This is a genomic window from Undibacterium pigrum, assembly GCF_003201815.1.
Classification (GTDB): domain Bacteria; phylum Pseudomonadota; class Gammaproteobacteria; order Burkholderiales; family Burkholderiaceae_D; genus Undibacterium; species Undibacterium pigrum.
This window is the reverse complement of record NZ_QJKB01000001.1, coordinates 133,786-156,520: the sequence shown is the minus strand read 5'-3', so window position 1 is coordinate 156,520 and position 22,735 is coordinate 133,786. Positions and strand designations below refer to the sequence as shown.

Here is a 22,735-nt window from a genome sequence, read left to right as displayed (position 1 = left end):
TAATTTTTACGGCATTACTTGCACGGCTATACCTGAATATTGTCCTGGTGAACGATAAACCCTTTGCGTCGCTTTCTGAAAATCTTCAGGATTGGCCTTGGGAATATCCATGAATTTTTGTGGGTTCAAATCCACCAACGGGAACCAGCTACTCTGCACCTGCACCATGATGCGGTGACCACGGCGGAAGGTGTGCTGGATATCCGGCATGCTATAGCTGATTGCTGCGACTTTGCCAGGCACAAAAGGCTCGGGTTTTTCAAAGCTGTTACGGAACTTGCCGCGCAAAGGCTCGCCTCTGACCAGTTGCTGATAACCAGCCATGACCACTGGCGGTGGCGGCACATCATTGGCACGTTCACGCACTACCTGCTTATCCGGATAAGTCGATGGATAAACATCGATGAGTTTGACGACCCAGTCAGCATCCGTACCAGAAGTGGAGACAAACAATTTGGGATTGACTGGCCCGACGATGGTGACGTCTTCTTCCAGCGGTTCAGTCTGGTAAACCAGTACATCTGGTCGCGTAGAAGCAAAGCGCTGGTCAGAGACTACATATTCACGGGGCGCACCAGTAGCAGCGTAAGAGATGAAAGGCACGGGTTTTTTAGGGTCGCTGACGTACTCATCAAAGGTATTGAATTCTGTCTGTGGTTCTTTCCAGCTCAGGCTGCCATCATTGCCAAAATACAGGGTGCGTTTTTTCGCCTGCTGCGGTGGCCAGCTAGGGTATTCGCGCCAGACATTGGTGCCTGTTTCAAATACAGTCACTTCAGGCAAAGCCTTGCCAGTAGCTCCTTTCAAATGCTGCTCAAAGAAAGGAAAAACGATGTTCTTGCGGTAGTGTTCACCAGTCTTGGTATCAAAGCTGACATTGCCTATGGATTTGCCTTCGGCACTGGCCCAGCCTCCGTGTGACCAGGGGCCCATGACCAGGCCATTGTAATAGCCTTTGTTATTGTTTTTGATGCTGTGGTAGGTCGTGAATGGGCCTTGCGGGTCTTCGGCGTCATACCAGCCGCCCACGGTCAGCACAGCGGCCTTGATGTTTTTCAGGTGTGGCGCGATATTCCTGCTCTTCCAGAAATCATCGTAGCTGCTATGTTCTATGGTCGGCATCAGCAATTCGCGCTGTTTTTCACTGAGTTGCGCAGTAATATTTTTCAAACTCATGTGCTTGAGAAAATATTGATAACCATCCGAGGTACCAAAATCAAACTCTTCCCAGCGCTTGGGCAAGGTAGTGGGATTTTTTTCTACTGTGAAGTTGGAAAAGAATCCAAAGTTGGCAGCCAGCATGAAAGCGCCGCCATGATAGGAGTCATCGCCCATGAACAAATCAGTGACAGGTGCCTGCGGTGAGGCGGCCTTGATGGCTGGGTGTGAATCTATGATACTGGCCGAAGCATAAAAGCCGGGGTAAGAAATACCCCAGACGCCCACCTTGCCATTATTACCCTTGACGTTTTTCAACAGCCATTCAACGGTGTCATGCATGTCCTGGCTTTCGACACCCTCGCCTGCCAGCCTGCTTGTCTTGATATGCGGCGTCATTTCTTGCCATACACCTTCAGACATATAGCGGCCACGCACATCCTGTTTCACAAAGATATAGCCACTCTGGTCAAATTCTTTGGAAGGCCCTAGCGATTGCGGATAAAAGTCCACCCCATAGCGCGATTGCCCTGAATCATAGACGCCACTGCCGTAGGGTGAACGGGTCATCAGGAAGGGATAAGCCTTGCTGCCATCCTTGGGGACATAGACTACGGTGAACAGGCGCACACCATCGCGCATTGGGATATTGTATTCATACTTGGTGTATTGTTCACGTATCGATAACTTAGGGGCTTCTGGAGCATCTGCCATCGCCAGATCATGGGCAAGTGCAGGCAGGTGTGCCAGCATGGCAAGCGCGCACAAGGCTGCGCATTTTTTAATCACAAATTGCATATTTCCCTTTGTAATTTGATATTTTTATTGATGTTCAGTTTTATTCATTGTCAGCAAACACAGGCTCAAGTCTGCAGGTATGGAATGATAAAGAGTGAAATTATCTCAATAAGTTTCCTGATTTCGGCCTAAACTGAAAAACAGTTCAAAAACAGACACAGACACAAAACCAGCAATTGATTGTGAATCAGCCATGAAACTCTTCAAAACTTTACTTGTAACAATCGCCCTTGTCAGCCTTGCCAGTATCGCGACATCCGCATCGGCACGCCCTGGCGGCCATTACCGTCACTCCAGGCTCAGCATCGGGATTGCCATTCCACCTCTATATATTCACTATGGCAACCGGTATAACTATGGCGCAAGCTATTACCCCTATGATTATTCCTGGCGCTACTACCCCAGCACCGTCATCGCACCGACGATAAGCTATGTCACGCCCGTAGTCCAAACCAGCAACATCGTTTATACGGATAGCAATACCACGTATGGACCAGACTACCTGAATGACAGCAGCATCATCAACCAGGCAAATCCCAGCCCGCAAGCTACCGAAGGCAAGGATTGGCTGTATTGCCATCAACCAGATGGCTTTTACCCGGCCATCAAAGCATGTCCTGCTGGCTGGCAACGTGTACCAGCACAAAGGCGCTGAAATACTGCCAAGCGAAATAGAAGCGGCAAGATAACAAAAAGGGTGCAATTATTTCACTAATTGCACCCTTTTTACTATGCCCAACTGCTAGAGCAGGAATTTATTTCGACAATACACTCCGTATCGTCGCTGCCAGTTCTTCTGCCACAAATTTAGCGACATAGGCGTCTGCGCCTACGGTCTTGATATGGTCTTCATTGGTCGCGCCTGACAGAGAGGAATGAATTACCACAGGCAAGAACTTGAACCTGTCATCCTGTTTGATCTTGCGCGTCAGGGTAAAACCATCCATTTCTGGCATTTCCAGATCGGTTAGCACCATGGAAACCTTGTCGCGCACGCCCTTGCCTTCTGCCTGAGCTGCAGTCGCAAGGGATTGCAATTTCTCCCAGGCTTCCTTGCCGGTCTTGGTCATGATGAACTGGGCACCCATGGCGGTCAGCGCCTGCTCGATCAGACCACGGGCAACTGCGGAATCATCGGCGGCCAGAATGGCAGAGCCCGGTATCATCTGCAGCTTGGCACCTATGGTATCCGGATCTACATCCTTGGTATCAGATGGCGTGATCTGACGCAGGATCTGCTCCACGTCCAGCACCTGGGCCAGACGTGTATCTTCGGTATCGCCATCCAGACGGGCGATACTGGTGACCATACCACCTGCCGCACTGCTTTCAGCAGAGAGGACCTGGTTCCAGTCCAGACGTACGATTTCTTCTACCGATTCAACCGCAAAACCCTGGGTGGTACGTGCATACTCGGTAACGAGCATGATATTCAAGCCAGTTTTCGGTTTAAGACCGACTACGGAAGGCAGATCAATGACAGGGATGATCTGACCACGCAAATTTACCACGCCGAGCATATGGGGCATCGCGCCTGCCATACCAGTGATGGTCGGCATGGCGACTATCTCTCGCACCTTGAAAACATTGATGCCAAACAATTCTGACCTGTCGTTGTTGCCATCCGTCCCCAGACGGAACAGTAATAGCTCAAACTTGTTCGACGCCGTCAGGTTGGTACGTTCATCGACTTCTTGCTGTACGGAACTCATGTCTGTTTTCCTCATAGTGATGGAACAGGGGATGCACCATTATCCTACTGTTTTAATGCAACGCAATTACTTTATAACACGGTAACAAGGGGTATAAGCCTTACCAGGCAATTTCATGCGATTTTGTGCAACAAAAGATGCCAGCAAGGTATCCATTGATGCCATTATTTCACTATCGCCGCGAATTTCAAAATGTCCATGTTTTTCTATGGCCCGTATGCCCTGGTTCTTGACATTGCCAGCCACCACGCCTGAAAAAGCGCGGCGCAAGTTGGCCGCCAGCAGATGGGTTTCCTGGTTTTTGTGCAGTGCCAGATTGCGCATGTTTTCATGCGTAGGTTCAAACGGCTTCTGGAATTCTGCATCTATCTTCAATAACCAGTTGAAATAATAGGCGTCACCCTTGGCCTTGCGGAATTCGCGCACTTGCCTGATGCCTGCCTGCACTTCTTGCGCCACCCTGACCGGGTCATTCACAATGATCTGGTAACTCTGCTGTGCCTTAGGTCCCAGGGTAGCCGCAATGAACTGGTCTATCTGGCGGAAATAGTCTGCGGCTGTCTCTGGCCCCGTGAAAATCAGCGGGAAAGGCAGTTCGGCATTGTCTGGATGCAGCAAAATACCCAGCAAATACAAAATCTCTTCTGCCGTGCCGGCACCACCCGGGAAGACAATGACTGCATGGCCCATGCGCACAAAAGCTTCCAGGCGTTTTTCTATATCAGGCAAAATCGCCAGATCATTGACGATAGGGTTAGGCGCTTCGGCCGCAATAATGCCTGGCTCAGTAATACCCAGGTAACGGCCAGTGGTAATCCTTTGCTTGGCATGGCCTATGGTGGCGCCTTTCATCGGGCCTTTCATGGCACCAGGACCACAACCGGTACAGATATCCATTCCACGCAAACCCAGTTGATAGCCTACATGCTTGGTGTAATCGTATTCATCACTGGAAATTGAATGCCCGCCCCAGCACACCACCAGATTAGGATTGACCTGTGGCTTGAGCAAATTGGCATTGCGCATGACGTGAAACACGGCATCGCTGATACCTTCCGTCGTATTCAAATCAAACTTACGGTCATCTTCTATGGCCGCCTTGATGAACAGGATGTCGCGCAATACGGCAAACAAATGCTCTTGTATACCTTTGATCATGACGCCATCAACAAAAGCACTCGCAGGCGCACCCTTGACATCAAGCTTGATGCCGCGCTCGCGCTGGATGATGCTGATATCAAAGCTCTTGTAACGCTCCAGCAATTCCTTGCCATCGTCAAGGCCGCTACCGCAATTCAGTACCGCCAGTGCACAACTGCGAAATACCTGGTACAAGCCACCATGACTATTGTCGAGCAACTGCACAACCTCGGCCTTGGACAAAACCTCCATACGGCCGCCGGGTGAAATTTGTGTGTCGATGACTTCGAATTCCATAACTGCTTTTTCACTCCTGAAAATGATCTCTGTGCTGCGGATCTCTACGCTGCTGATCCATACTCTGCCACTTACATGGCATCACAAGGCTGATGCCTGTACTTCCATTATGCATCCAATTTATTCTGCGGGTTGTATCAGCAGCATTATTTTCCACATTTGTATTGTGAAGAATGGCAAATTACGTCCATACCAAACAAGCGATCTGCGGCTTGCAAAAAAATATTTTTATAAATGATTGTATATAGCGCCTGCGCCATGTACAATTCGCCTCCTTCAGACGCGGGGTGGAGCAGTCTGGCAGCTCGTCGGGCTCATAACCCGAAGGTCGTAGGTTCAAATCCTGCCCCCGCAACCAAAGTTTTTGTTCTGGTGCATTCGCACAAATCTACCGAGCACAATTAATACCCCTGACAAAGCATAGCCAGGGATTTATTGTCTCCATTTGTACAAACATCACCACCACCAACTACCTATAAGCTGATGAAAGACAATAAAGATCACGCCACCCTGGAATTGCCCGGCTTCGGCGAACCTGCGTTTTTATTGCCGGAGAACAGAAAACCAGTAAAGCCAGCACCAGGTCGGCGCGGCAAAAAACAAGAGCAACTAGAGTTACTTGAAGTACTGGGACCAACTGACCGCACTGGCCTGCCAGCCTGGGTACAGGATGAAAACACTGATTTGACCGGCCTGCCTGTCTGGCGTTGAGGTGCCGGGCACCCTTACTCCATAAATATCCCTGCACCTCAGACTCTTACCAATGCCTTTATAGCTGGCCATTGCCGGCGTGAGATTGGCAGCCGTTCTGTACAACCCGTGACAATGACTTGCCAGGATTCCGACACCTTTTCCTGACTGCCATCAGTATCCACCACTTGCACTGCTCTCTCGACGCCATGAATGGCGGCACGCGCTACCAGGGCATTCCTATGCACCCTGATCAGGAAATCTCCCAGCTCCAGCTCTATCGAAGTCAGTGACTCTTCCAGCAAATACTCCCTCTGGGCCGTGTGCAGGGTCACATATTTTTGTTCTGCCTTTAAAAACAGCACATCTGTGACGGGCACAAGTAAAATTCGCCCTCTTTCCAATACTGAAAAATGCTTGCGCTTGGCGCAGTGTGCATCGGCGGCGATGGTTTCAGGCAGGCGATGCTGCACTTTCACTTTTTCGCAGGCGCGCTGCAAGGCATCTACCAGCCTGCTGGCCCGAACTGGCTTCATCAGGTAGTCAAGTGCGTGCACTTCAAAAGCCTTGACAGCAAATTCATCATAGGCCGTCACAAAAATAATCGCTGGCGGGCGCACACTGGCCTGATGTTGCGCCAGGTGATATGCCAGCTCTATACCGTTCATGCCTGGCATCTGCACATCCAGCAAAACGATTTCAGGATGCAGGCTGTCTATTTTTTCCAGCGCCAGCATGGCGTTTTCTGCTTCTCCCACCACCGTCACCGGGCACTCTGCCTGGATGTCGGTTAATAGCGTCATCAACCTTTGTCTTGCGGGTGCTTCATCATCAACAATCAATATTCTTGGTGTCATCATCTTTTAGCTGGGAACTGCAATTTAACTTCAAAATACGCATCTACCACCCCATATTGGATCTGCGCTTCGATATCATAAAGCAAACTTAGTCGCTGACGTATGTTTTCCAATGCCATCTGGTTACCCGACACCGTATTGGCGTCGGCATGGAAGGGATTGCAAACGCGAATTTCCACCTTGTCCAGCTGGCGCTTTATCTCTACGGTGATGGTGGCTTGCTGCACTGAAGGCTCTACGCCGTAGTGAACAGCATTTTCAAGCAAGGGCTGCAATAACAAAGAGGGAATTTGTATCTCGTTCAACTCTTTGACAGAGATTTTCTCCATATCCCAGGTCACCTGCAAACGCTCACCTATACGTATTTTTTCTATCGCCAGATATTGTTCACACAAGCGTATTTCCTCTTGCAAGCTGGTGACATTACGGGTATCACGCATCAAAACCCTGAATAAATCTGCCAGATCTTCCAGTACCATTTCCGCACGGCGCGGCTCTGTGCGTATCAATGACAAAGCGGTATTGAGACTATTGAACAAGAAATGAGGGCGTATCCTGGCCTGCAAGGCTTGCAGCTTCGCCTCACCCAAAGCGGGTGAATATGCCCGGGTGCGCAATTCAAAATACTGCTGGAATATCAGCGCCAGCACGCCACTTGCGGCAACGACAAAAATGGGACTGAGCCTGGGGAAGCCCGCCAAAAACCAGTCTTGCATACGCAAATACACCATGATCAATGATGCGATGGCTGTTGGTAACATGCAACATAATAAGCGCTGAAACCAGGCCGACATGGGAAAACGCATTGCCAGCCGGCGCAAATTACACAAGGCCAATAAAGATAAAAGGCATATGGTTTCCAGCAACATTGCGCTTTCCAGAAAATTCTGCAGCACCATTCGCCAATCGTCTCCGCGCGACCACAGGACAAATAAACCCAGCAAGTTAACACTGATCAGTACACGGGAAAAAACGCCCAGATTGCAGCAATCTGGTACCAATGGCTCGCTTATGCTGTCTTTTTTATCGTTAGTCATCTCTGCTTTGTCTTATTGTTGAACACCTTGATGGCATCTCCGGCCCAGGCGTACTCAGCCTTTATTTGACCACGCGACCCATTAATTGCTGATCTATTCCCCCTGACTCTACAAGCATCCAGCATTTCCAAGGGTAATCAAGGGCAAAATCTGGGATAATCAGGGGAAATTCTCTCGCAAATGCAGCCAATATGGCAACAATTCACTATGACATCACAATTCAATAAAAAAAACGAGGCATGGTCTGCCCGTTTCTCTGAGCCTGTTTCTGATCTGGTCAAACGCTATACTGCCTCGGTTTTCTTTGACAACCGCATGGCTGCCTTTGATATCCAGGGCTCGCTGGCACATGCCGAGATGCTGCAGGCACAAAACATCATCACCGCCCAGGACTATGCCGACATACAACGTGGCATGGCGCAAATCAAGTCTGAAATCGACAGTGGCAAGTTTGAATGGCTGCTGGACCTGGAAGATGTGCATCTGAATATAGAAAAACGCCTGACCGAACTGGTTGGCGATGCTGGCAAGCGTCTGCATACGGGCCGTTCACGCAATGACCAGGTGGCCACTGATATCCGTTTATACATGCGCAGTGCCATCGACAATATCCTCGGCTTGCTGCAAGACTTCCGCCTGGCCTTGCTGGATCTGGCAGAAAAAAATGCCGACACCATACTGCCAGGCTTCACGCATATGCAAGTAGCCCAGCCTATCACTTTTGGTCACCACATCCTTGCCTATGTAGAAATGTTTGGCCGTGACACCGAGCGTATGCAGGATTGCCGCAGACGTGTGAATCGCTTGCCGCTGGGCGCAGCTGCCCTGGCTGGCACGACCTTCCCTATCGACCGTGAGCGCGTTGCCAGAACATTGGGCTTTGACGAAGTTTGCTATAACTCGCTGGATGCCGTCTCTGACCGCGATTTCGCCATAGAATTTTGCGCTGCTGCTGCGCTGGTGATGACCCATATCTCGCGCATGTCAGAAGAACTGGTGATCTGGATGAGCCCGCGCATAGGCTTTATCGATATCGCTGACCGCTTTTGCACAGGCTCTTCCATCATGCCGCAAAAGAAAAACCCTGACGTACCGGAACTGGCACGTGGCAAGACTGGTCGCGTGAATGGTCACCTGATCGCCCTGCTGACTCTGATGAAAGGCCAGCCACTGGCTTACAACAAAGACAACCAGGAAGACAAGGAACCCTTGTTTGATACGGTAGACACGGTCATCGATACCCTGCGCATTTTTGCTGATATGGCAGGCGGTATCACTGTCAAGCCAGAAGCCATGCGTGCCGCCGCCCTGCAAGGCTATGCAACAGCAACTGACCTGGCCGATTATCTGGTCAAGAAAGGCCTGCCTTTCCGTGATGCCCATGAAGCTGTCGCTCTGGCGGTACGCACTTGTGTAGAAAAAGGCTGTGACCTTAGCGATATGTCGCTGGAAGAATTGCGCGCCTTCTCCAGCCTCATCAATGAGGATATATTTGAAGTCCTGACGCTGGAAGGCTCAGTTGCAGCGCGTAACCATATCGGTGGCACAGCACCACAGCAAGTTAAACTGGCAATTGCCAGACTGCGCAACCAACTCAGCTAACATAGCTACTCAATCAACTGTTATGGGTGCGATTTACAATCAGAAAATTGCACCCATAACCCAAAAGCCTTTCCACGCTTTTTATCTTGATCTAAGTAGAAATACTGGGATTGTCGTTTTCACTTCAAAAAAGTATTTTTTCAACTCATACAGACTCTCGTGTATGTGAAAAAATGTCTTATACTCGTGACGGCATGTGAATACCTGCACTATGCGCATGGTGATTTCAAAAGCACAAAAAACAAGACTCAACAACCCTTATCTGGCAGCAAGGCAATGGCTGGCATGCGCGTTGTTGACGTCTGTAAAATAAAAACTCAGGAGATATGTATATGCAAGTATTTCTGCGTCTGTCTAAATGGATCGACGTAATGAATGAACGTATCGGCAGTCTGGCAAACTTGTTAATTTTATTATCATGTATCGTCAGCGCCAGTAATGCGTTAATACGTTATGGTTTCGACTGGAGCGACAACTGGCCACTGGAATTGCAATGGTATTTGTTTGGTGCAGCCGTCATGCTGGGTGCTTCATACACCTTCCAGAAAAATGAACATGTGCGGGTAGATTTGATCTATGCCCATGTTTCTGAACGGGCGCAACTCTGGATCGATATTTTCGGTATCGTCTTTTTCCTTTTCCCTTCATGCATCCTGTTTTCCTGGCTGGCCTGGAAATCCTTGTTCCTGCCTTCCTGGGAAATTCTGGAACAATCGAGTAACTCCGGTGGCCTGCCGCGCTACCCGATCAAACTCATCGTTCCTGTCGGCTTTGCATTGCTGACATTGCAAGGCGTATCTGAACTCATCAAACGTATTGCATCCTTGCTGGGCAAAACACATCTGGAATCGAAATACGAAAGGCCTGTGCAATGATCCCTATCGAGTATATGCCGCCACTGATGTTTGGCGGCCTGGTGCTGTTTATGCTTGTCGGTTTTCCCGTCGCATTTTCCCTGCTGGCTGTTGGTCTTTCGTTTGGCCTGTTATCAATAGAACTGGGCTTTTTCAACGTCGCTTTCCTGCAAGCGGTTCCACAACGTATTTTTGGCAGCGTGCTGGCCAATGATCTTTTATTGGCGATTCCCTTCTTTACCTTCATGGGGGCGATACTTGAGAAGTGTGGCCTGGCAGAAGACATGCTTGACTCCATGGGCCAGTTGTTTGGTCCTATCCGTGGTGGTCTTGGTTATTCTGTCATTATCGTTGGCTTCATCCTTGGCGCCATCACAGGCACGGTTGCAGCTCAGGTAATTGCGATGGCGATGATTTCCTTGCCCGTCATGATGCGTTATGGTTACAACATACGCTATACCACTGGCGTATTGGCAGCCTCAGGCACGATTACCCAACTGGTCCCACCTTCCCTGGTGCTGGTGGTATTGGCTGACCAATTGAAAACCCAGACTTCCAGCGCCGACGTAGGCAGCATGTATCTGGGCGCATGGGGCCCATCACTGGTACAGATCGCCTTGTTCATTCTGTACACCTTCATCCTGTCACGTCTTAAGCCTGACTGGCTGCCAGCCGTCCCCAAAGAAGCGCGTACCCTGCAAGGCTGGGCCTTGTGGAAAAAATGCCTGCAAGGGATTATTCCATCAGCCGTATTGATTTTCATGGTACTCGGCACCATGATGCTGGGCATAGCAACACCAACAGAATCTGGCGCCATGGGAGCACTGGGTGCAATTATCCTGGCGGTTTTGCGCGACAAGGAATTCAACAAGAGAGACAAACTGGCTTTCCGTGTTGGTCTTGCTGGCCTCGGTATTGCTCTCATCATCGGCCTGTTTTTTTACTCTGATGCCAATGAAATCAGCAAGCCTGCAAAGCTCGCATTACAAATAGCCCTGGTGCTGGTGTACGTTGCCATAGTCTGGCTGGTGACGCGCGCCTATCGGATTGCTGACTTGCGCGCCCTGATCACGCTGGGCTATCAATCCACCATGCGCATTACTGCGATGGTGGTGTTTATCCTGATAGGCTCAACCTGCTTCTCGGTCGTGTTCCAGGGTGTCGATGGTGGGGTATGGGTAGAACATTTGTTTACGTCTTTGCCAGGAGGCTGGATAGGCTTTTTGCTGATCGTCAACCTGTTCATTTTCTTCCTGGCTTTCTTCCTGGATTTCTTTGAAATTGCCTTCATCGTGGTTCCCATGCTGGCACCGGTCGCAGAAAAAATCCTTGCACCTGTTTTACTGGAAAGCATGGGTAGCCCGCAAGCAGCCTCTTCTGCTGCACTGGTCTGGTTTGGCGTGATGTTATGCGTGAACATGCAAACCTCATTCATGCATCCACCGTTTGGTTTCGCCCTGTTCTACCTGCGTGGTGTAGCCCCTAAAGAAGTCAAGAGCTCTGACATCTACTGGGGCGCCCTGCCCTGGGTAGGCCTCCAGATGATCATGGTGGTACTGGTCATGTGCTTCCCTGTCATGGTAACTGCCTTGCTGGACAAGGGTTCTGACAAACCGGTATCAGGCAATCTGGTGATAGAGAAGACTGTCAATGAGCCGGATGTAGAAGCTAAGCCACCGGTATTTAGCGAAAGTACCGAAAAGCCAGCCAGTGCACCTGCCACACCTGATACGCCGCCAGAAGAGGAACAACCCAAGTTCCAGTTCCAGGAGCCGCAGAAGTAAGCAGTGAATAAAATAAGTAGGTAATAGATTCGCAATGCGAAAACCTCTGGCCAGCAATAGCAGAGGTTTTTTCATTGCCGCAGACAAGGCGCAAAAAAATCCCCGCAAAAATTTTTCTGCGGGGATTTTTATTTTGTAAAACCTGAAATACTATTATTTCAAAGCCTTGCCAAAGTTAAAGCGAGCAAAACTTTGTTCAGCAACCCCAAACCACTGCCCCTGGTTATTACGGAAATTTAACCAGTCTGCATACACCTTGGCAAATTTAGGATTCTTTGCGACTTCTTCCGTAAACGTATCCTGAGCAGCTTTAAAGCAAGCATCCATGACTGGCTGCGGGAAAGGCTTCAGATTGATTTTTTGCGCCAGCAAACGTCCAAGAGCGGGAGGGTTGCGTGCATCGTACTTGGCTTGCATGTCGTTATGCGCTTCATGCGTTGCTGCCTCTATCGCTGCCTGGTACTGCTTGGGCAATTTATCCCATTCTTTTTTACTGACGTAGAAAGACAACTGCGCGCCACCTTCCCACCAGCCTGGATAGTAATAAAACTTGGCAATCTTGTTGAAGCCCAGTTTTTCATCATCGTAAGGACCTACCCACTCTGCTGCATCGATCGTACCTTTTTCCAGTGCAGGATAAATATCACCGCCAGCGATCTGTTGCGGCACTGTACCCAGCTTGGACAAGACGCGGCCAGCAAAACCACCGACGCGGAATTTCAAACCATTTAAATCAGCTACCGTCTTGATTTCTTTACGGAACCAGCCACCCATTTGAGTGCCAGTATTCCCGCCCAGGAAGTTCACGACATTGTAGTCAGCGAAAAATTCGCGCATGAGTTTCATGCCATTACCATGCAGCATCCACGCAGTTTGCTGGCGTGAAGTCAGGCCAAATGGCACTGCTGTATCAAATGCAAATGTAGGGTCTTTACCAAAATAATAATACGACGCTGTGTGCCCCATTTCCACCGTACCATTTTGCACGGCATCCAAAACCGCAGTGCCTGGAACAATCTCACCGGCTGCAAACACCCGTATATTCAATTTGCCATCTGTCAGCTCTTTGACACGAGCGGCAAAAACCTCGGATGCACCAAAAATGGTGTCCAGACTTTTAGGGAAACTGGATGTCAAACGCCAATTAAGGGTAGGCAAAGCATCCGCAGCCAGGGCTGGCGCGGCAACCGCAGCGCCAACTGATGCACTTGCTGCGGCTTTTTTAAGAAAGGAACGACGTTCCATACTATCTCCGATATTTTGAATAATGACCTGAATTGCTTCCGGCCTGCACGCTAATCAATGACATTGACGTCATTTACTAAAAACCGAAATCATTCTATGGGCGTAATCCTGGCCTAGCAATAAATGTTTATATTGCAATGCAACATTTACAAGCGCAGCACCTGCATATGCCCCTGAAATGCTGCATATGCCTGTGTTTTGCTTGCAAAAAAGGAAATTTAAGTATTTTTACTGAGGGCGATTAACAACATCCACACTTTCATTTTTTGCAAGTGCACTAAATTAAGGTCTGATGGACGCATCCATCCAGGACAATTCTGAGCAGGCAAATAAAATGCCGGACAATATCAAATAAGGATATTGCCCGGCGCATAGAATGCTGTAAAGACAAGCAGCTTTTAGCTACCCGCTACTGTCATGCTTTCAATCAGGATAGAGCCAGTCTGTTTGGTACCACGTATCAAGCTATCATTACCTATCGCCACAATTTGCTGGAACATCTCGCGCATATTGCCAGCAATCGTAATTTCTTCTACTGCATACTGGATCACGCCATTTTCTACCCAGTAGCCAGACGCACCGCGTGAATAATCACCAGTTACATAATTCACGCCCTGTCCCATCAGCTCGGTTACCAGTAAGCCAGTACCCATCTTTTTGAGCATACCAACAAAATTGTCTGTTCGTTTTGTGAGGCTGGAAGTCAGGGACAGATTATGAGAGCCGCCAGCATTACCCGTAGTTTGCATACCCAGCTTGCGGGCAGAATAAGTAGACAGGAAATAGCCTTGCAAGACACCATCAGAAACAACATTGCGTTTTCGCGTCTTGACGCCCTCATCATCAAAAGGCGATGAACCGACAGCACCAATGACGTGCGGGTCTTCCTGCACTTGTATGTGGGAAGGGAAAATTTGCGTGCCCAGTGAATCCAGCAAGAAGCTGGACTTGCGATACAGAGCACCGCCAGAGGTCGCTTGCACCAGGGCACCCAATAAACCCGCAGCCAGCGGGGCCTCAAACAAAACCGGGCACTTGCGGGTATCAAGCTTGCGGGCATTTAGTTTGGCGAGTGCGCGTTCAGCAGCATAACGGCCGATTGCTTCTGGCTCTGCCAGTTTTTTGGCGTTGCGCTGAGATGAATACCAGTCATCCCTTTGCATTTTTGCACCTCTGCCAGCAATAGGTGCGACCGAGATCGTCTGGCGAGAAACAGGATACCCTCCCATGAACCCACGCGAATTGGCAGCCACAAAATGCGATTGCTGGGCGTGTACACTTGCGCCCTCGCTGTTAGTGATACGCTTATCAACGGCAAAAGCTGCTGCTTCTGTGCGTTTTGCCAGCTCTATGGCTTCTTCGGCAGTGATCAGCCATGGATAGCACAATTTGAGATCGCGTGGTGCCATTTCCAGCAAATCTGCATCCGGCAAGCCGGCGCAATCATCTTCTGCTGTAAAGCGGGCAATATTGTAGGCAGCATCGACAGAGTCACGCAGGGCCCGCTCAGAAAAATCCGAGGTACTGGCATTTCCGCGACGCTGCCCGATATACACAGTAATGCCTATACCCTTGTCGCGATTTTGCTCTATGGTCTCTATCTTGCCCTTGCGCACACTAATGGACAGGCCGCCGCCCTCACTGATTTCAACTGCAGCATCCGATGCCCCTTTTTCACGGGCGAAACGCAACATATCCTGCGCGATTTGCTTTAACTGGTCCTGGGTATGGGTGAAAACTGGTTTGCTCATGAATGGGTTCTATCTGGGTCAGTGTGAGTCTGAACTAAAAGGCTAAATGGAAATATCCTAATCATTTACCTTAATTCACACCATACCAGGTGCAATCCGGGCTTGATTTTAGGTAATTCCAAGCTAAAAAGGGTATCATAGCAGCCGTTTCATTAAGTTAATAGTAAAGGCGCAGAATTATGCCAAATCCAAATCGTGGCTCATGTGGCTACCAGTCCAGTGAGTTCGAACCAGAATACGAGCGTCCTTCCAAGTCACAATTAAAGCGCGAGATGACCGCCTTGCAGAAATTGGGGCAGGAATTGGTTGAGCAGCCGCGTGAACGCGTCAAGCGCGTACCCATGCCAGAAGATGTGCGTGACGCCATTCTTGAATGCCAGCAAATCAAGGACCATGAAGGCCGTCGTCGCCAGATGCAGTACGTAGGCAAGAAAATGCGTACCCTGGATGAAGAAGAAATCGCCCTGATCCAGAAAACCATAGACAGCTGGAAAGGTGCATCCAAGGCCGAGACTGCAGCCATGCATGCGCTGGAACGCCGTCGCGACAAATTGCTGGCAGATGACAATGCCCTGACTGAGTTGATGGCTGAACACCCTCAGCTCGACGTACAGCAATTGCGCACCATGATACGTAATGCGCGCAAAGAACAGGCTGAAAACAAGCCACCGAAGGCTTATCGCGAAATCTTCCAGATTTTGAAAGATTTGCAAAAATCCAAAGCTGCAGCCAATGCTGACGAAGCGGATGACGCAGACCTGGATGAAGAAGACGATGAGTTTGATGACAAGTGAGCCTGAACAAATGACCGTAGCAGATGGCGAAAAACTCAAAATAGGCCTGGTATCAATCTCAGACCGCGCCTCTGCCGGTATTTATCAGGACCAGGGTTTGCCCGCCTTGCAGGAATGGTTTGGCAAAGCACTCACCAGCCCATGGGAGATGGTGACACGCCTGATCCCGGATGAGCGCGCGGCCATAGAGCAGGCTTTGATCGCCCTGGTGGACGACGAGCAATGTCATCTCGTTATCACCACTGGCGGCACCGGCCCATCCAGGCGCGATGTGACACCCGAAGCCACACTGGCAGTCGCCACCAAGGAAATGCCAGGTTTTGGCGAGCAAATGCGCCAGATCAGCCTGAAATTTGTACCAACTGCCATTTTGTCACGCCAGGTCGCCGTGATACGCGAAACGCCGGATCATGCGGCATTAATTTTAAATCTGCCAGGCCAGCCCAAATCCATCAAGGAAACCCTGGAAGGCTTGAAAGATGCAGAAGGCCAGCAAGTAGTTGCCGGTATTTTCGCAGCTGTACCGTATTGCGTGGATTTGATAGGCGGCCCGTACATAGAAACGGATGACTGCGTCTGCAAGGCTTTTCGCCCTAAAAACGCGATACGCGCCAAAACCCCATCTGCCTGAACTGCAAAAAATACGATTGCGATGGCGACCATACTGACGCATCCTGTTGTACCACTGACTTTGGGCTTGATGCTAGGACTAGGGCAAAAACGCCTGCCCTGGCCTCTCGTGCTAACAGGCATGCTGGCAGCAATCCTGCCAGATCTGGATGTGATTAGTTTCAAGCTTGGCATTGCTTACGATTCAGCCTTTGGTCACCGCGGCTTTAGTCACTCCATCGTGTTTGCCATGCTGGTCGCCAGCATGGCCAGCATATTTCATACGCGCTTGCGTAGCTCTATTCTGGTTTGCTGGCTGTTCATCGCGTTTTCTACCTTGTCGCACGGCCTGCTCGATGCGCTGACAACCGGTGGACTGGGCGTGGAATTTTTTTGGCCATTGACTGAAGAACGCTATTTCTTCCCCTGGCAATTCATTCAGGTATCGCCTATAGGCGTAAATCGCTTTCTGACAGCGCGTGGCTGGCGTGTAATACAATCCGAATTATTGACAGTCTGGTTACCGTGCAGCTTGCTGGTGCTATCCGTCAAACTGGCTACTTATTCTTCATCCTCACAAAAATCATCATGACACAAGATATCTTAGCGACTGTAGAAAGAGAAACCGCAGCAAACCCAAGTGTTGCCATTATCTGGATGCATGGCCTGGGCGCGGACGGCAATGACTTCCTGTCGATAGTCAGGGAACTCGATTTGGAAAACTGCCCTGGCATACGGTTTGTTTTCCCCACTGCGCCAACGATGCCTATCACTTTTTATGATCGTTATGTCATGCGCGCATGGTATGACATACTTGGCAAAGACCTGGCTGCACGTGAAGATGAAAATGGTTTGCGTGCATCACAAAAACGCATAGAACAATTGATTGCCAGGGAAAATGCCCGTGGCATTCCATCAGATCATATTATCCTCGCAGGTTTCTCTCAGGGCTGTGCAATGACCTTGCAAACCGGTCTGCGTTATCCTGAAAAACTGGCGGGCTTGCTCTGTCTGTCAGGCTATTTGCCACTGCGTAATTTGCTGACAACAGAACGGCATGAAGCGAATATAGAAACTCCCATCTTTCAGGCGCACGGCCAGGTGGACGACGTTATTCAAATTCAACGCGCCAAAGAATCGCGCGATCTTTTGCTAGCATCAGGCTACCAGGTAGACTGGCATGAATATCTGATGGCACATCAAGTCTGCCAGGAAGAACTGACTGACATCAGTCAGTGGCTGAAAAAAGTCTTGCAGGGAAAATGAGCGCGGCATTAGCTGACTATCAGAGTATTTCGCAAACCCTGGCAAGCCAGGGTTTTGTCATCTTGCGCAGGTTTCTTGATCAGGCTGAACTGGCCTGGCTAGAGCAAGCCTGTCATCCCATCATCAATGATTACGGCGTGCGCCAGGTTTTGCAAACCCATCCAGACATAGCCAGGTCACTGCCCTGGCAGAAAATAATATCAGTCCTGGATGCTGCCGGAATATCTACGGCGAAACCTGTACGCAGCCTGTACTTCAATAAAAATGCAGCGCATAACTGGCTGGTTCCCTGGCATCAGGACATGACGATTTGTGTGAGTCAAAAAGCAGAGCTGGCTGGGTACGGCAAATGGACGCAAAAAAATGGCGTGCATCATGTCGAACCACCTGCTGAGGTGCTGGACCAGATGCTGACCATGCGCATCGCCATGGATGCTGCCAATCACGAGAATGCTGCCTTAAAAGTGCTGGCCGGCAGCCATCGTCACGGCAAGCTGAAGGGTAAGCAACTGGATGCGTACATAGAAAAATCGCGTGATGCAGATATGCACATTTGCACCATGCAGGCGGGAGATGCCTTGCTGATGAGGCCTCTGCTCTTGCATGCCTCTGACAAGGCAGTGAATGCCAGCCAACGCAGAGTCTTGCATCTGGAATTCAGTGCCACTGCACTGCCCGCACCCATGCAATGGGCAGAGGCAGCGCAGATATCCGGCACATCAAATTAGGCAAAGTCTTTCAGCGTTTCCAGGTCAATCTGTACGGATGCATCTCCGGCAGACATCCAGATTTGCCCGTCCTGTATCGTGCATTGCAATTGCATATTGCGTTGCGCGAGTTTTTCCAGTGCCTGGCTTTGCTCTGAAGGCACGTTCATGACGCGCAGGTTCTTGGCGCGGTCAAGACGGCTATTCATTGCTTTCCACCAGATGTCACTGGCGCTGGCAAAACTGTAGACGATGACTTGTTCTGAACGACCACACGCCTTTAACAAACGTCGGTCATCTGGCTGACCGACTTCTATCCATAACTGTATGGCGTCGGTGTAATCCTTGAGCCAGATATCAGGTTCTTCTGTGTCGGATATGCCTTTACCAAATTCCAGACGCTCGGCCGCATGAATAGCAAAAGCCAGCACGCGTATCATCATGCGCTCATCGGTTTCGGATGGATGACGGGCGATAGTCAGACTATGGTCGGCGTAATAGCCACGGTCCATGTCCGAGATATTCAGGTCAGCTTTATAAATGATGGATTTGAGTGCCATTATTTGAACACCACCGTTTTGTGACCATTCAATAAAATGCGATGTTCGACAAAGCATTTAACGGCACGCGCCAGCACCACGCATTCTACATCGCGGCCTATGGCTGTCAGGGTTTCAGGCTCCATGGAATGATCGACACGCTCCACATCCTGCTCAATGATAGGGCCTTCGTCCAGATCACCCGTCACAAAGTGCGCTGTTGCGCCTATCAGTTTAACGCCACGCTCATGCGCCTGATAATAAGGCTTGGCTCCCTTGAAGCTAGGCAGGAAAGAATGGTGAATATTGATGGCCTTGCCTTTCAGGGCATCGCATAGTTGCGGCGACAATATCTGCATGTAACGGGCAAGTACCACCAGTTCAATATCATTGCTGGCAACAATATCCAATACCTTTTGTTCCTGCGCCTGCTTGGCTTCTGCCGGTGCACCAGCCGCCAATGGCAGATGGTGGAAAGGAATATTGTAGCTGGCTGCCAACTGATAAAAATCAGTGTGATTCGAAACGATAGCCTTGATTTCTACAGGCAGCAAACCGCTCTTGTAGCGGAACAGCAAGTCATTCAGGCAATGGCCTATCTTGGATACCATCAGCATGACGCGCGGCTTGTGATGGGCATCATGCAATTGCCAGTTCATTTGCATATTCGCACCCAAAGCCGCAAACTCTTCGCGCAGGGCACCATCGCTGACACTGGAATCTTCTACCGCAAAATGCACGCGCATGAAGAAAGTGGCAGATTGTGCATCACCAAACTGGGCAGAATCGATAATATTACAGCCGTGGTTGGCTAAAAATCCCGATACGCTATGCACGATACCGCGCTGATCGGGACAGGATAAAGTCAGGATATATTCTGGTCGTATGCTCATGATGTCAGTGTATAGGCCAGGATTTGCTGCTTTCCATGGCCAGAAACAAATTAAATTCGTTAAATTGATTGCAAAGCTTAAAGATTAACCGTCTATTGTCGCATGATCAGTCGCATAATTCATAGAATCCATCTTCAATTAAATAATCACAACAAAAAGCACGATCGTTCTAATTAGTGTATAGTCGTTCTTCTGGCAGCCCCACCCAAAAAAAATTGGTTTAGACAGCAGCAACCCAAGCACAACATTCTGGAGACAACATGAGCACACTCAGCAATCAACAATACCGCCTCGCCGCCCGTCCTGTCGGCAACCCCAAGCATAGCGACTGGAACTTCACAACAGAAGAAGTGCGCGATATCACGGATGGTGAAATCGTCGTACAAACCATCTATATCTCGCTGGACCCTGCCATGCGCGGCTGGATGAATGAAGGCAAATCTTACATCCGCCCGGTTGCTATCAATGAGGTCATGCGCGCTGGTGGCATAGGCAAGGTGATTGCTTCAAAGTCCCCCAAATTTGCGGTGGGTGATTATGTTTCTGGTGGTACAGGCGTGCAGCAATACTGGGTAGGTGCGGCAGACGATAAAACGGCGGGCTTTTACAAGGTCAGCCCAAAACTCGCCCCTTTGCCAAAATTCATGAATGCGCTGGGCATGCCTGGCATGACAGCTTATTTTGGTTTGCTCGATGTTGGCCAACCAAAAGCAGGTGAAACAGTTGTGGTATCTGGTGCCGCCGGTGCAGTTGGCCAGACTGTAGGCCAGGTCGCCAAACAAAAAGGTTGCCGTGTCGTTGGTATTGCCGGTGGCAAGGATAAATGTGATTTCGTGGTCAATGAACTGGGCTTTGATGCCTGCATAGATTACAAGTCAGGTTCAGTCAAAGATGGTTTAAAAGAACACTGCCCGAATGGCGTGGATATTTATTTTGACAACGTTGGTGGTGACATCCTCGATACCGTACTGACCCGTATCAATCTGAAAGCACGCATCATCATTTGCGGTGCGATCTCGCAGTACAACAATACTACACCTGTCAAAGGCCCGGCCAATTACCTGTCATTGCTGGTGAACCGTGCCCGTATGGAAGGCATAGTGGTATTTGATTATGCCGCCCGCTATGGTGAAGCAGTAGCTGAAATGGGTAAATGGATGGCTGAGGGCAAATTCCAGACACGCGAAGATATCGTCAAGGGCCTGGAAACCTTCCCTGACACGCTGATGATGCTGTTTGAAGGCAAGAACTTTGGCAAGCTGATTTTGCAGGTCGCAGACGAGTAAGGCCCATTCGATGTGGCACAGTCTGGTTTGACATAAACCAGACTGTCATGGCTACTATCAACTATCCTCAGCTCATCCTTGGTGTCGTTGCCGGAAAACTGAAATACAAGCGCACACCCTGATTCACTTCACTTTCCAGCCTGACGCTGCCTTTGAATATCCCCTGCACCAGGTTATGGACTATATACAAGCCCAGGCCTGAGCCGCCCTGCCCCAAACGCGTGGTATAAAAAGGTTCGAATACCTTATGTTGCAACACTGCCGGGATACCAATGCCATCATCTGTGTAGACAAATTCAACCAGGCCATCATGAGCATGTCCATTGATGACTATATGCTTGTTGGCGCAGCCTTCGAAGCCATGCGCCAGCGAATTCATGATGAGATTATTGACGATCTGTTCCAGGTGACCAGGAAAACTATCCATCCTCACCCCCTCGGGTATGCGGTTGTCGACAGCGACACCAGCACGACTGATCTGACCACCCAGCGCATTGATACTATCCTGCACCGCCATACGCACATCAAATTCACGCCTGCGCTGGCTGGTCTGGTCTACTGAAACACGTTTGAAGCTGTCGATCAATTCACTGGCCCGCCCTCCACTGCGCACTATCAGCTGACTGACGCCGGCACATTCATCAAGCGCATGTACAAGACCAGAGCGTGTCATTTTTCCGGTATCGATGAGCTTGCTAACCTCATTGAGTTTTTCTGCCAGGGATGAGGCAGCCAGCAACATATTCCCTATAGGCGTATTGAGCTCATGCGAGACACCGGCTACCAGCACGCCCAGTGAAGCGAGTTTTTCTGACTCAATAATCTGGGTCATGGCGCGACGCAATTCCCGCGTGCGTTCTTCTACCCGCAGCTCCAGTTGCTCATTGAGGATACGCAATTCTTCTTCTGCCTGTTTGCGCTCAGAGATGTCGACATGCGTGCAAATCATGCGCAGGGGCTGACCTTGCTCATCACGGCTGACGATCATGCCTCTGTCTATCACCCACTTCCAGCTACCATCCTTGCAGCGTATCCGGTGTTCACTGTGATAGCGCGGCATGGCGGCGGCAAAATAATCCTGAAGTGCTGCGGTCACCAAAGGCAGTTCATCTGGATGTATCAAGTCCATACCGCCACGCAGCGTCTGTGGAATTTCATCCTCCACATAACCATGCATGCTGGCCCAGCATGCTGAGTACAGCACATGACCTGTCTTGATGTTCCAGTCAGACACGCCATAACCTGCACCTTCAAGAGCGAAGCTCCATCGCTCTTCACTTTCACGTAAAGCTTCTACTGCCAGCCGGTGGGCACGCCTTTGCTCTGCCTCGCTCATTTCACGCTTGATGGCAGGAGGCAAACGCAGCAGATTATCTTTCATCACATAATCATGCGCACCGGCCTTCATGAGGGCAACGGCTGCGTTTTCGCCCAGCTCGGCAGACACCACGATGAAAGGCAAATCCAGACCAGATTCTTTCAGCAAGGCCAGGGCTTCATTGGTATTGAAATGCGGTAAATTATAGTCAGAGAGTATGACATCCCAGGAACCTTCCAACAGGGCCTCGCGCATTTCCTCTGCAGTTTCAACACGGGTCATGCTGACATCAAAATCAGCACGCCGCAGACATAGCATGACCAGCTCCGCATCCATATCGGAGTCTTCGACCATCAGTAAAGCCAGAGGGGTCGCCATGTCAAGCTTGCTCCATTTTC

21 protein-coding genes and 1 tRNA gene are annotated in these 22,735 nt (G+C 49.9%); 12 read left to right on the top strand and 10 right to left on the bottom strand.

The genetic code is table 11. From position 1 onward, the window contains the following. Positions 1 to 6: 6 nt before the first annotated feature. On the bottom strand, positions 7 to 1,956 hold the full coding sequence (locus tag DFR42_RS00745) for a CocE/NonD family hydrolase (protein ID WP_245936780.1): 1,950 nt from the start codon (positions 1,954 to 1,956) through the stop codon (positions 7 to 9). A gap of 193 nt (positions 1,957 to 2,149) precedes the next feature. Between DFR42_RS00745 and DFR42_RS00740 the strand changes: the two genes are divergently transcribed. Beyond that, positions 2,150 to 2,611, top strand: coding sequence for a hypothetical protein (locus DFR42_RS00740; protein WP_110253048.1), 462 nt, complete (start codon positions 2,150 to 2,152; stop codon positions 2,609 to 2,611). A gap of 100 nt (positions 2,612 to 2,711) precedes the next feature. Here DFR42_RS00740 and DFR42_RS00735 read toward each other — a convergent pair whose 3' ends face one another. Together DFR42_RS00735 and ppnN are read right to left on the bottom strand one after the other, a co-directional pair. Next, a complete protein-coding gene (locus DFR42_RS00735; RefSeq protein WP_110253047.1) occupies positions 2,712 to 3,668 on the bottom strand; it encodes a chemotaxis protein in 957 nt (318 codons plus the stop codon). Positions 3,669 to 3,734: 66 nt separating this feature from the next. Continuing rightward, positions 3,735 to 5,105 carry a nucleotide 5'-monophosphate nucleosidase PpnN gene (gene ppnN, locus DFR42_RS00730; protein WP_110253046.1) on the bottom strand — a complete coding sequence of 457 codons (1,371 nt, stop codon included), beginning with the start codon at positions 5,103 to 5,105 and terminating at the stop codon, positions 3,735 to 3,737. A gap of 281 nt (positions 5,106 to 5,386) precedes the next feature. Here ppnN and DFR42_RS00725 point away from each other — a divergent pair. Together DFR42_RS00725 and DFR42_RS00720 are read left to right on the top strand one after the other, a co-directional pair. After that, positions 5,387 to 5,463: transfer RNA gene (locus tag DFR42_RS00725), tRNA-Met, on the top strand. Positions 5,464 to 5,588: 125 nt separating this feature from the next. Then, entirely contained in the window at positions 5,589 to 5,816 is a 228-nt protein-coding gene (locus tag DFR42_RS00720) for a hypothetical protein (protein ID WP_110253045.1), read from the top strand. A gap of 38 nt (positions 5,817 to 5,854) precedes the next feature. On the opposite strand, the gene DFR42_RS00715 is transcribed toward DFR42_RS00720, so the two are convergent. Both DFR42_RS00715 and DFR42_RS00710 read right to left on the bottom strand, forming a co-directional pair. Further along, positions 5,855 to 6,652 carry a LytR/AlgR family response regulator transcription factor gene (locus DFR42_RS00715; RefSeq protein ID WP_110254170.1) on the bottom strand — a complete coding sequence of 266 codons (798 nt, stop codon included), beginning with the start codon at positions 6,650 to 6,652 and terminating at the stop codon, positions 5,855 to 5,857. Continuing rightward, positions 6,652 to 7,689 carry a sensor histidine kinase gene (locus DFR42_RS00710; RefSeq protein WP_110253044.1) on the bottom strand — a complete coding sequence of 346 codons (1,038 nt, stop codon included), beginning with the start codon at positions 7,687 to 7,689 and terminating at the stop codon, positions 6,652 to 6,654. The genes DFR42_RS00715 and DFR42_RS00710 overlap by 1 nt, the downstream gene beginning before the upstream one ends. 207 nt (positions 7,690 to 7,896) lie before the next feature. On the opposite strand from DFR42_RS00710, the gene argH reads away from it, so the two are divergent. The 3 genes from argH (at position 7,897) to DFR42_RS00695 (ending at position 11,929) form a co-directional block, all read left to right on the top strand. After that, entirely contained in the window at positions 7,897 to 9,291 is a 1,395-nt protein-coding gene (gene argH, locus DFR42_RS00705) for an argininosuccinate lyase (RefSeq protein ID WP_110254169.1), read from the top strand. A gap of 332 nt (positions 9,292 to 9,623) precedes the next feature. Further along, the gene (locus DFR42_RS00700; protein ID WP_110254168.1) at positions 9,624 to 10,166 is read left to right on the top strand and encodes a TRAP transporter small permease subunit; all 543 of its coding nucleotides are present in this window, start codon (positions 9,624 to 9,626) and stop codon (positions 10,164 to 10,166) included. Continuing rightward, positions 10,163 to 11,929, top strand: coding sequence for a TRAP transporter large permease (locus tag DFR42_RS00695; protein ID WP_110253043.1), 1,767 nt, complete (start codon positions 10,163 to 10,165; stop codon positions 11,927 to 11,929). The genes DFR42_RS00700 and DFR42_RS00695 overlap by 4 nt, the downstream gene beginning before the upstream one ends. A gap of 153 nt (positions 11,930 to 12,082) precedes the next feature. Here DFR42_RS00695 and DFR42_RS00690 read toward each other — a convergent pair whose 3' ends face one another. Together DFR42_RS00690 and pmbA are read right to left on the bottom strand one after the other, a co-directional pair. After that, positions 12,083 to 13,174, bottom strand: coding sequence for a TRAP transporter substrate-binding protein (locus tag DFR42_RS00690; protein WP_110253042.1), 1,092 nt, complete (start codon positions 13,172 to 13,174; stop codon positions 12,083 to 12,085). A gap of 398 nt (positions 13,175 to 13,572) precedes the next feature. Then, positions 13,573 to 14,925, bottom strand: a complete 1,353-nt coding sequence (gene pmbA / locus DFR42_RS00685) for a metalloprotease PmbA (protein ID WP_110253041.1) — start codon at positions 14,923 to 14,925, stop codon at positions 13,573 to 13,575. A 179-nt stretch (positions 14,926 to 15,104) separates the two neighbouring features. On the opposite strand from pmbA, the gene yjgA reads away from it, so the two are divergent. The 5 genes from yjgA to DFR42_RS00660 are packed head-to-tail and all read left to right on the top strand — an operon-like array spanning position 15,105 to position 18,322. After that, positions 15,105 to 15,719, top strand: a complete 615-nt coding sequence (gene yjgA / locus DFR42_RS00680; protein ID WP_110253040.1) for a ribosome biogenesis factor YjgA — start codon at positions 15,105 to 15,107, stop codon at positions 15,717 to 15,719. Further along, the gene (gene mog / locus DFR42_RS00675; RefSeq protein WP_245936779.1) at positions 15,700 to 16,350 is read left to right on the top strand and encodes a molybdopterin adenylyltransferase; all 651 of its coding nucleotides are present in this window, start codon (positions 15,700 to 15,702) and stop codon (positions 16,348 to 16,350) included. The genes yjgA and mog overlap by 20 nt, the downstream gene beginning before the upstream one ends. Before the next feature lie 21 nt (positions 16,351 to 16,371). After that, complete coding sequence (locus tag DFR42_RS00670) at positions 16,372 to 16,920, top strand: metal-dependent hydrolase (RefSeq protein ID WP_110253039.1); 549 nt, start codon at positions 16,372 to 16,374, stop codon at positions 16,918 to 16,920. Continuing rightward, positions 16,917 to 17,594, top strand: a complete 678-nt coding sequence (locus tag DFR42_RS00665) for an alpha/beta hydrolase (protein ID WP_110253038.1) — start codon at positions 16,917 to 16,919, stop codon at positions 17,592 to 17,594. Before DFR42_RS00670 ends, DFR42_RS00665 begins: the two co-directional genes overlap by 4 nt. Continuing rightward, positions 17,591 to 18,322, top strand: a complete 732-nt coding sequence (locus DFR42_RS00660; RefSeq protein ID WP_110253037.1) for a phytanoyl-CoA dioxygenase family protein — start codon at positions 17,591 to 17,593, stop codon at positions 18,320 to 18,322. Before DFR42_RS00665 ends, DFR42_RS00660 begins: the two co-directional genes overlap by 4 nt. On the opposite strand, the gene DFR42_RS00655 is transcribed toward DFR42_RS00660, so the two are convergent. Beyond that, positions 18,319 to 18,861, bottom strand: coding sequence for a YaeQ family protein (locus DFR42_RS00655; protein ID WP_110253036.1), 543 nt, complete (start codon positions 18,859 to 18,861; stop codon positions 18,319 to 18,321). The two genes, DFR42_RS00660 and DFR42_RS00655, sit on opposite strands and share 4 nt — an antisense overlap. Further along, the gene (purU, locus tag DFR42_RS00650) at positions 18,861 to 19,733 is read right to left on the bottom strand and encodes a formyltetrahydrofolate deformylase (RefSeq protein WP_110253035.1); all 873 of its coding nucleotides are present in this window, start codon (positions 19,731 to 19,733) and stop codon (positions 18,861 to 18,863) included. The genes DFR42_RS00655 and purU overlap by 1 nt, the downstream gene beginning before the upstream one ends. Positions 19,734 to 19,993: 260 nt before the next feature. Here purU and DFR42_RS00645 point away from each other — a divergent pair, with 260 nt between their 5' ends. Then, complete coding sequence (locus DFR42_RS00645; protein WP_110253034.1) at positions 19,994 to 21,019, top strand: NADP-dependent oxidoreductase; 1,026 nt, start codon at positions 19,994 to 19,996, stop codon at positions 21,017 to 21,019. Between the two features lie 67 nt (positions 21,020 to 21,086). Here DFR42_RS00645 and DFR42_RS00640 read toward each other — a convergent pair whose 3' ends face one another. Then, positions 21,087 to 22,715: a hybrid sensor histidine kinase/response regulator gene (locus DFR42_RS00640; protein WP_110253033.1), complete on the bottom strand. Its 1,629-nt coding sequence runs from the start codon at positions 22,713 to 22,715 to the stop codon at positions 21,087 to 21,089. Positions 22,716 to 22,735: the final 20 nt, after the last annotated feature.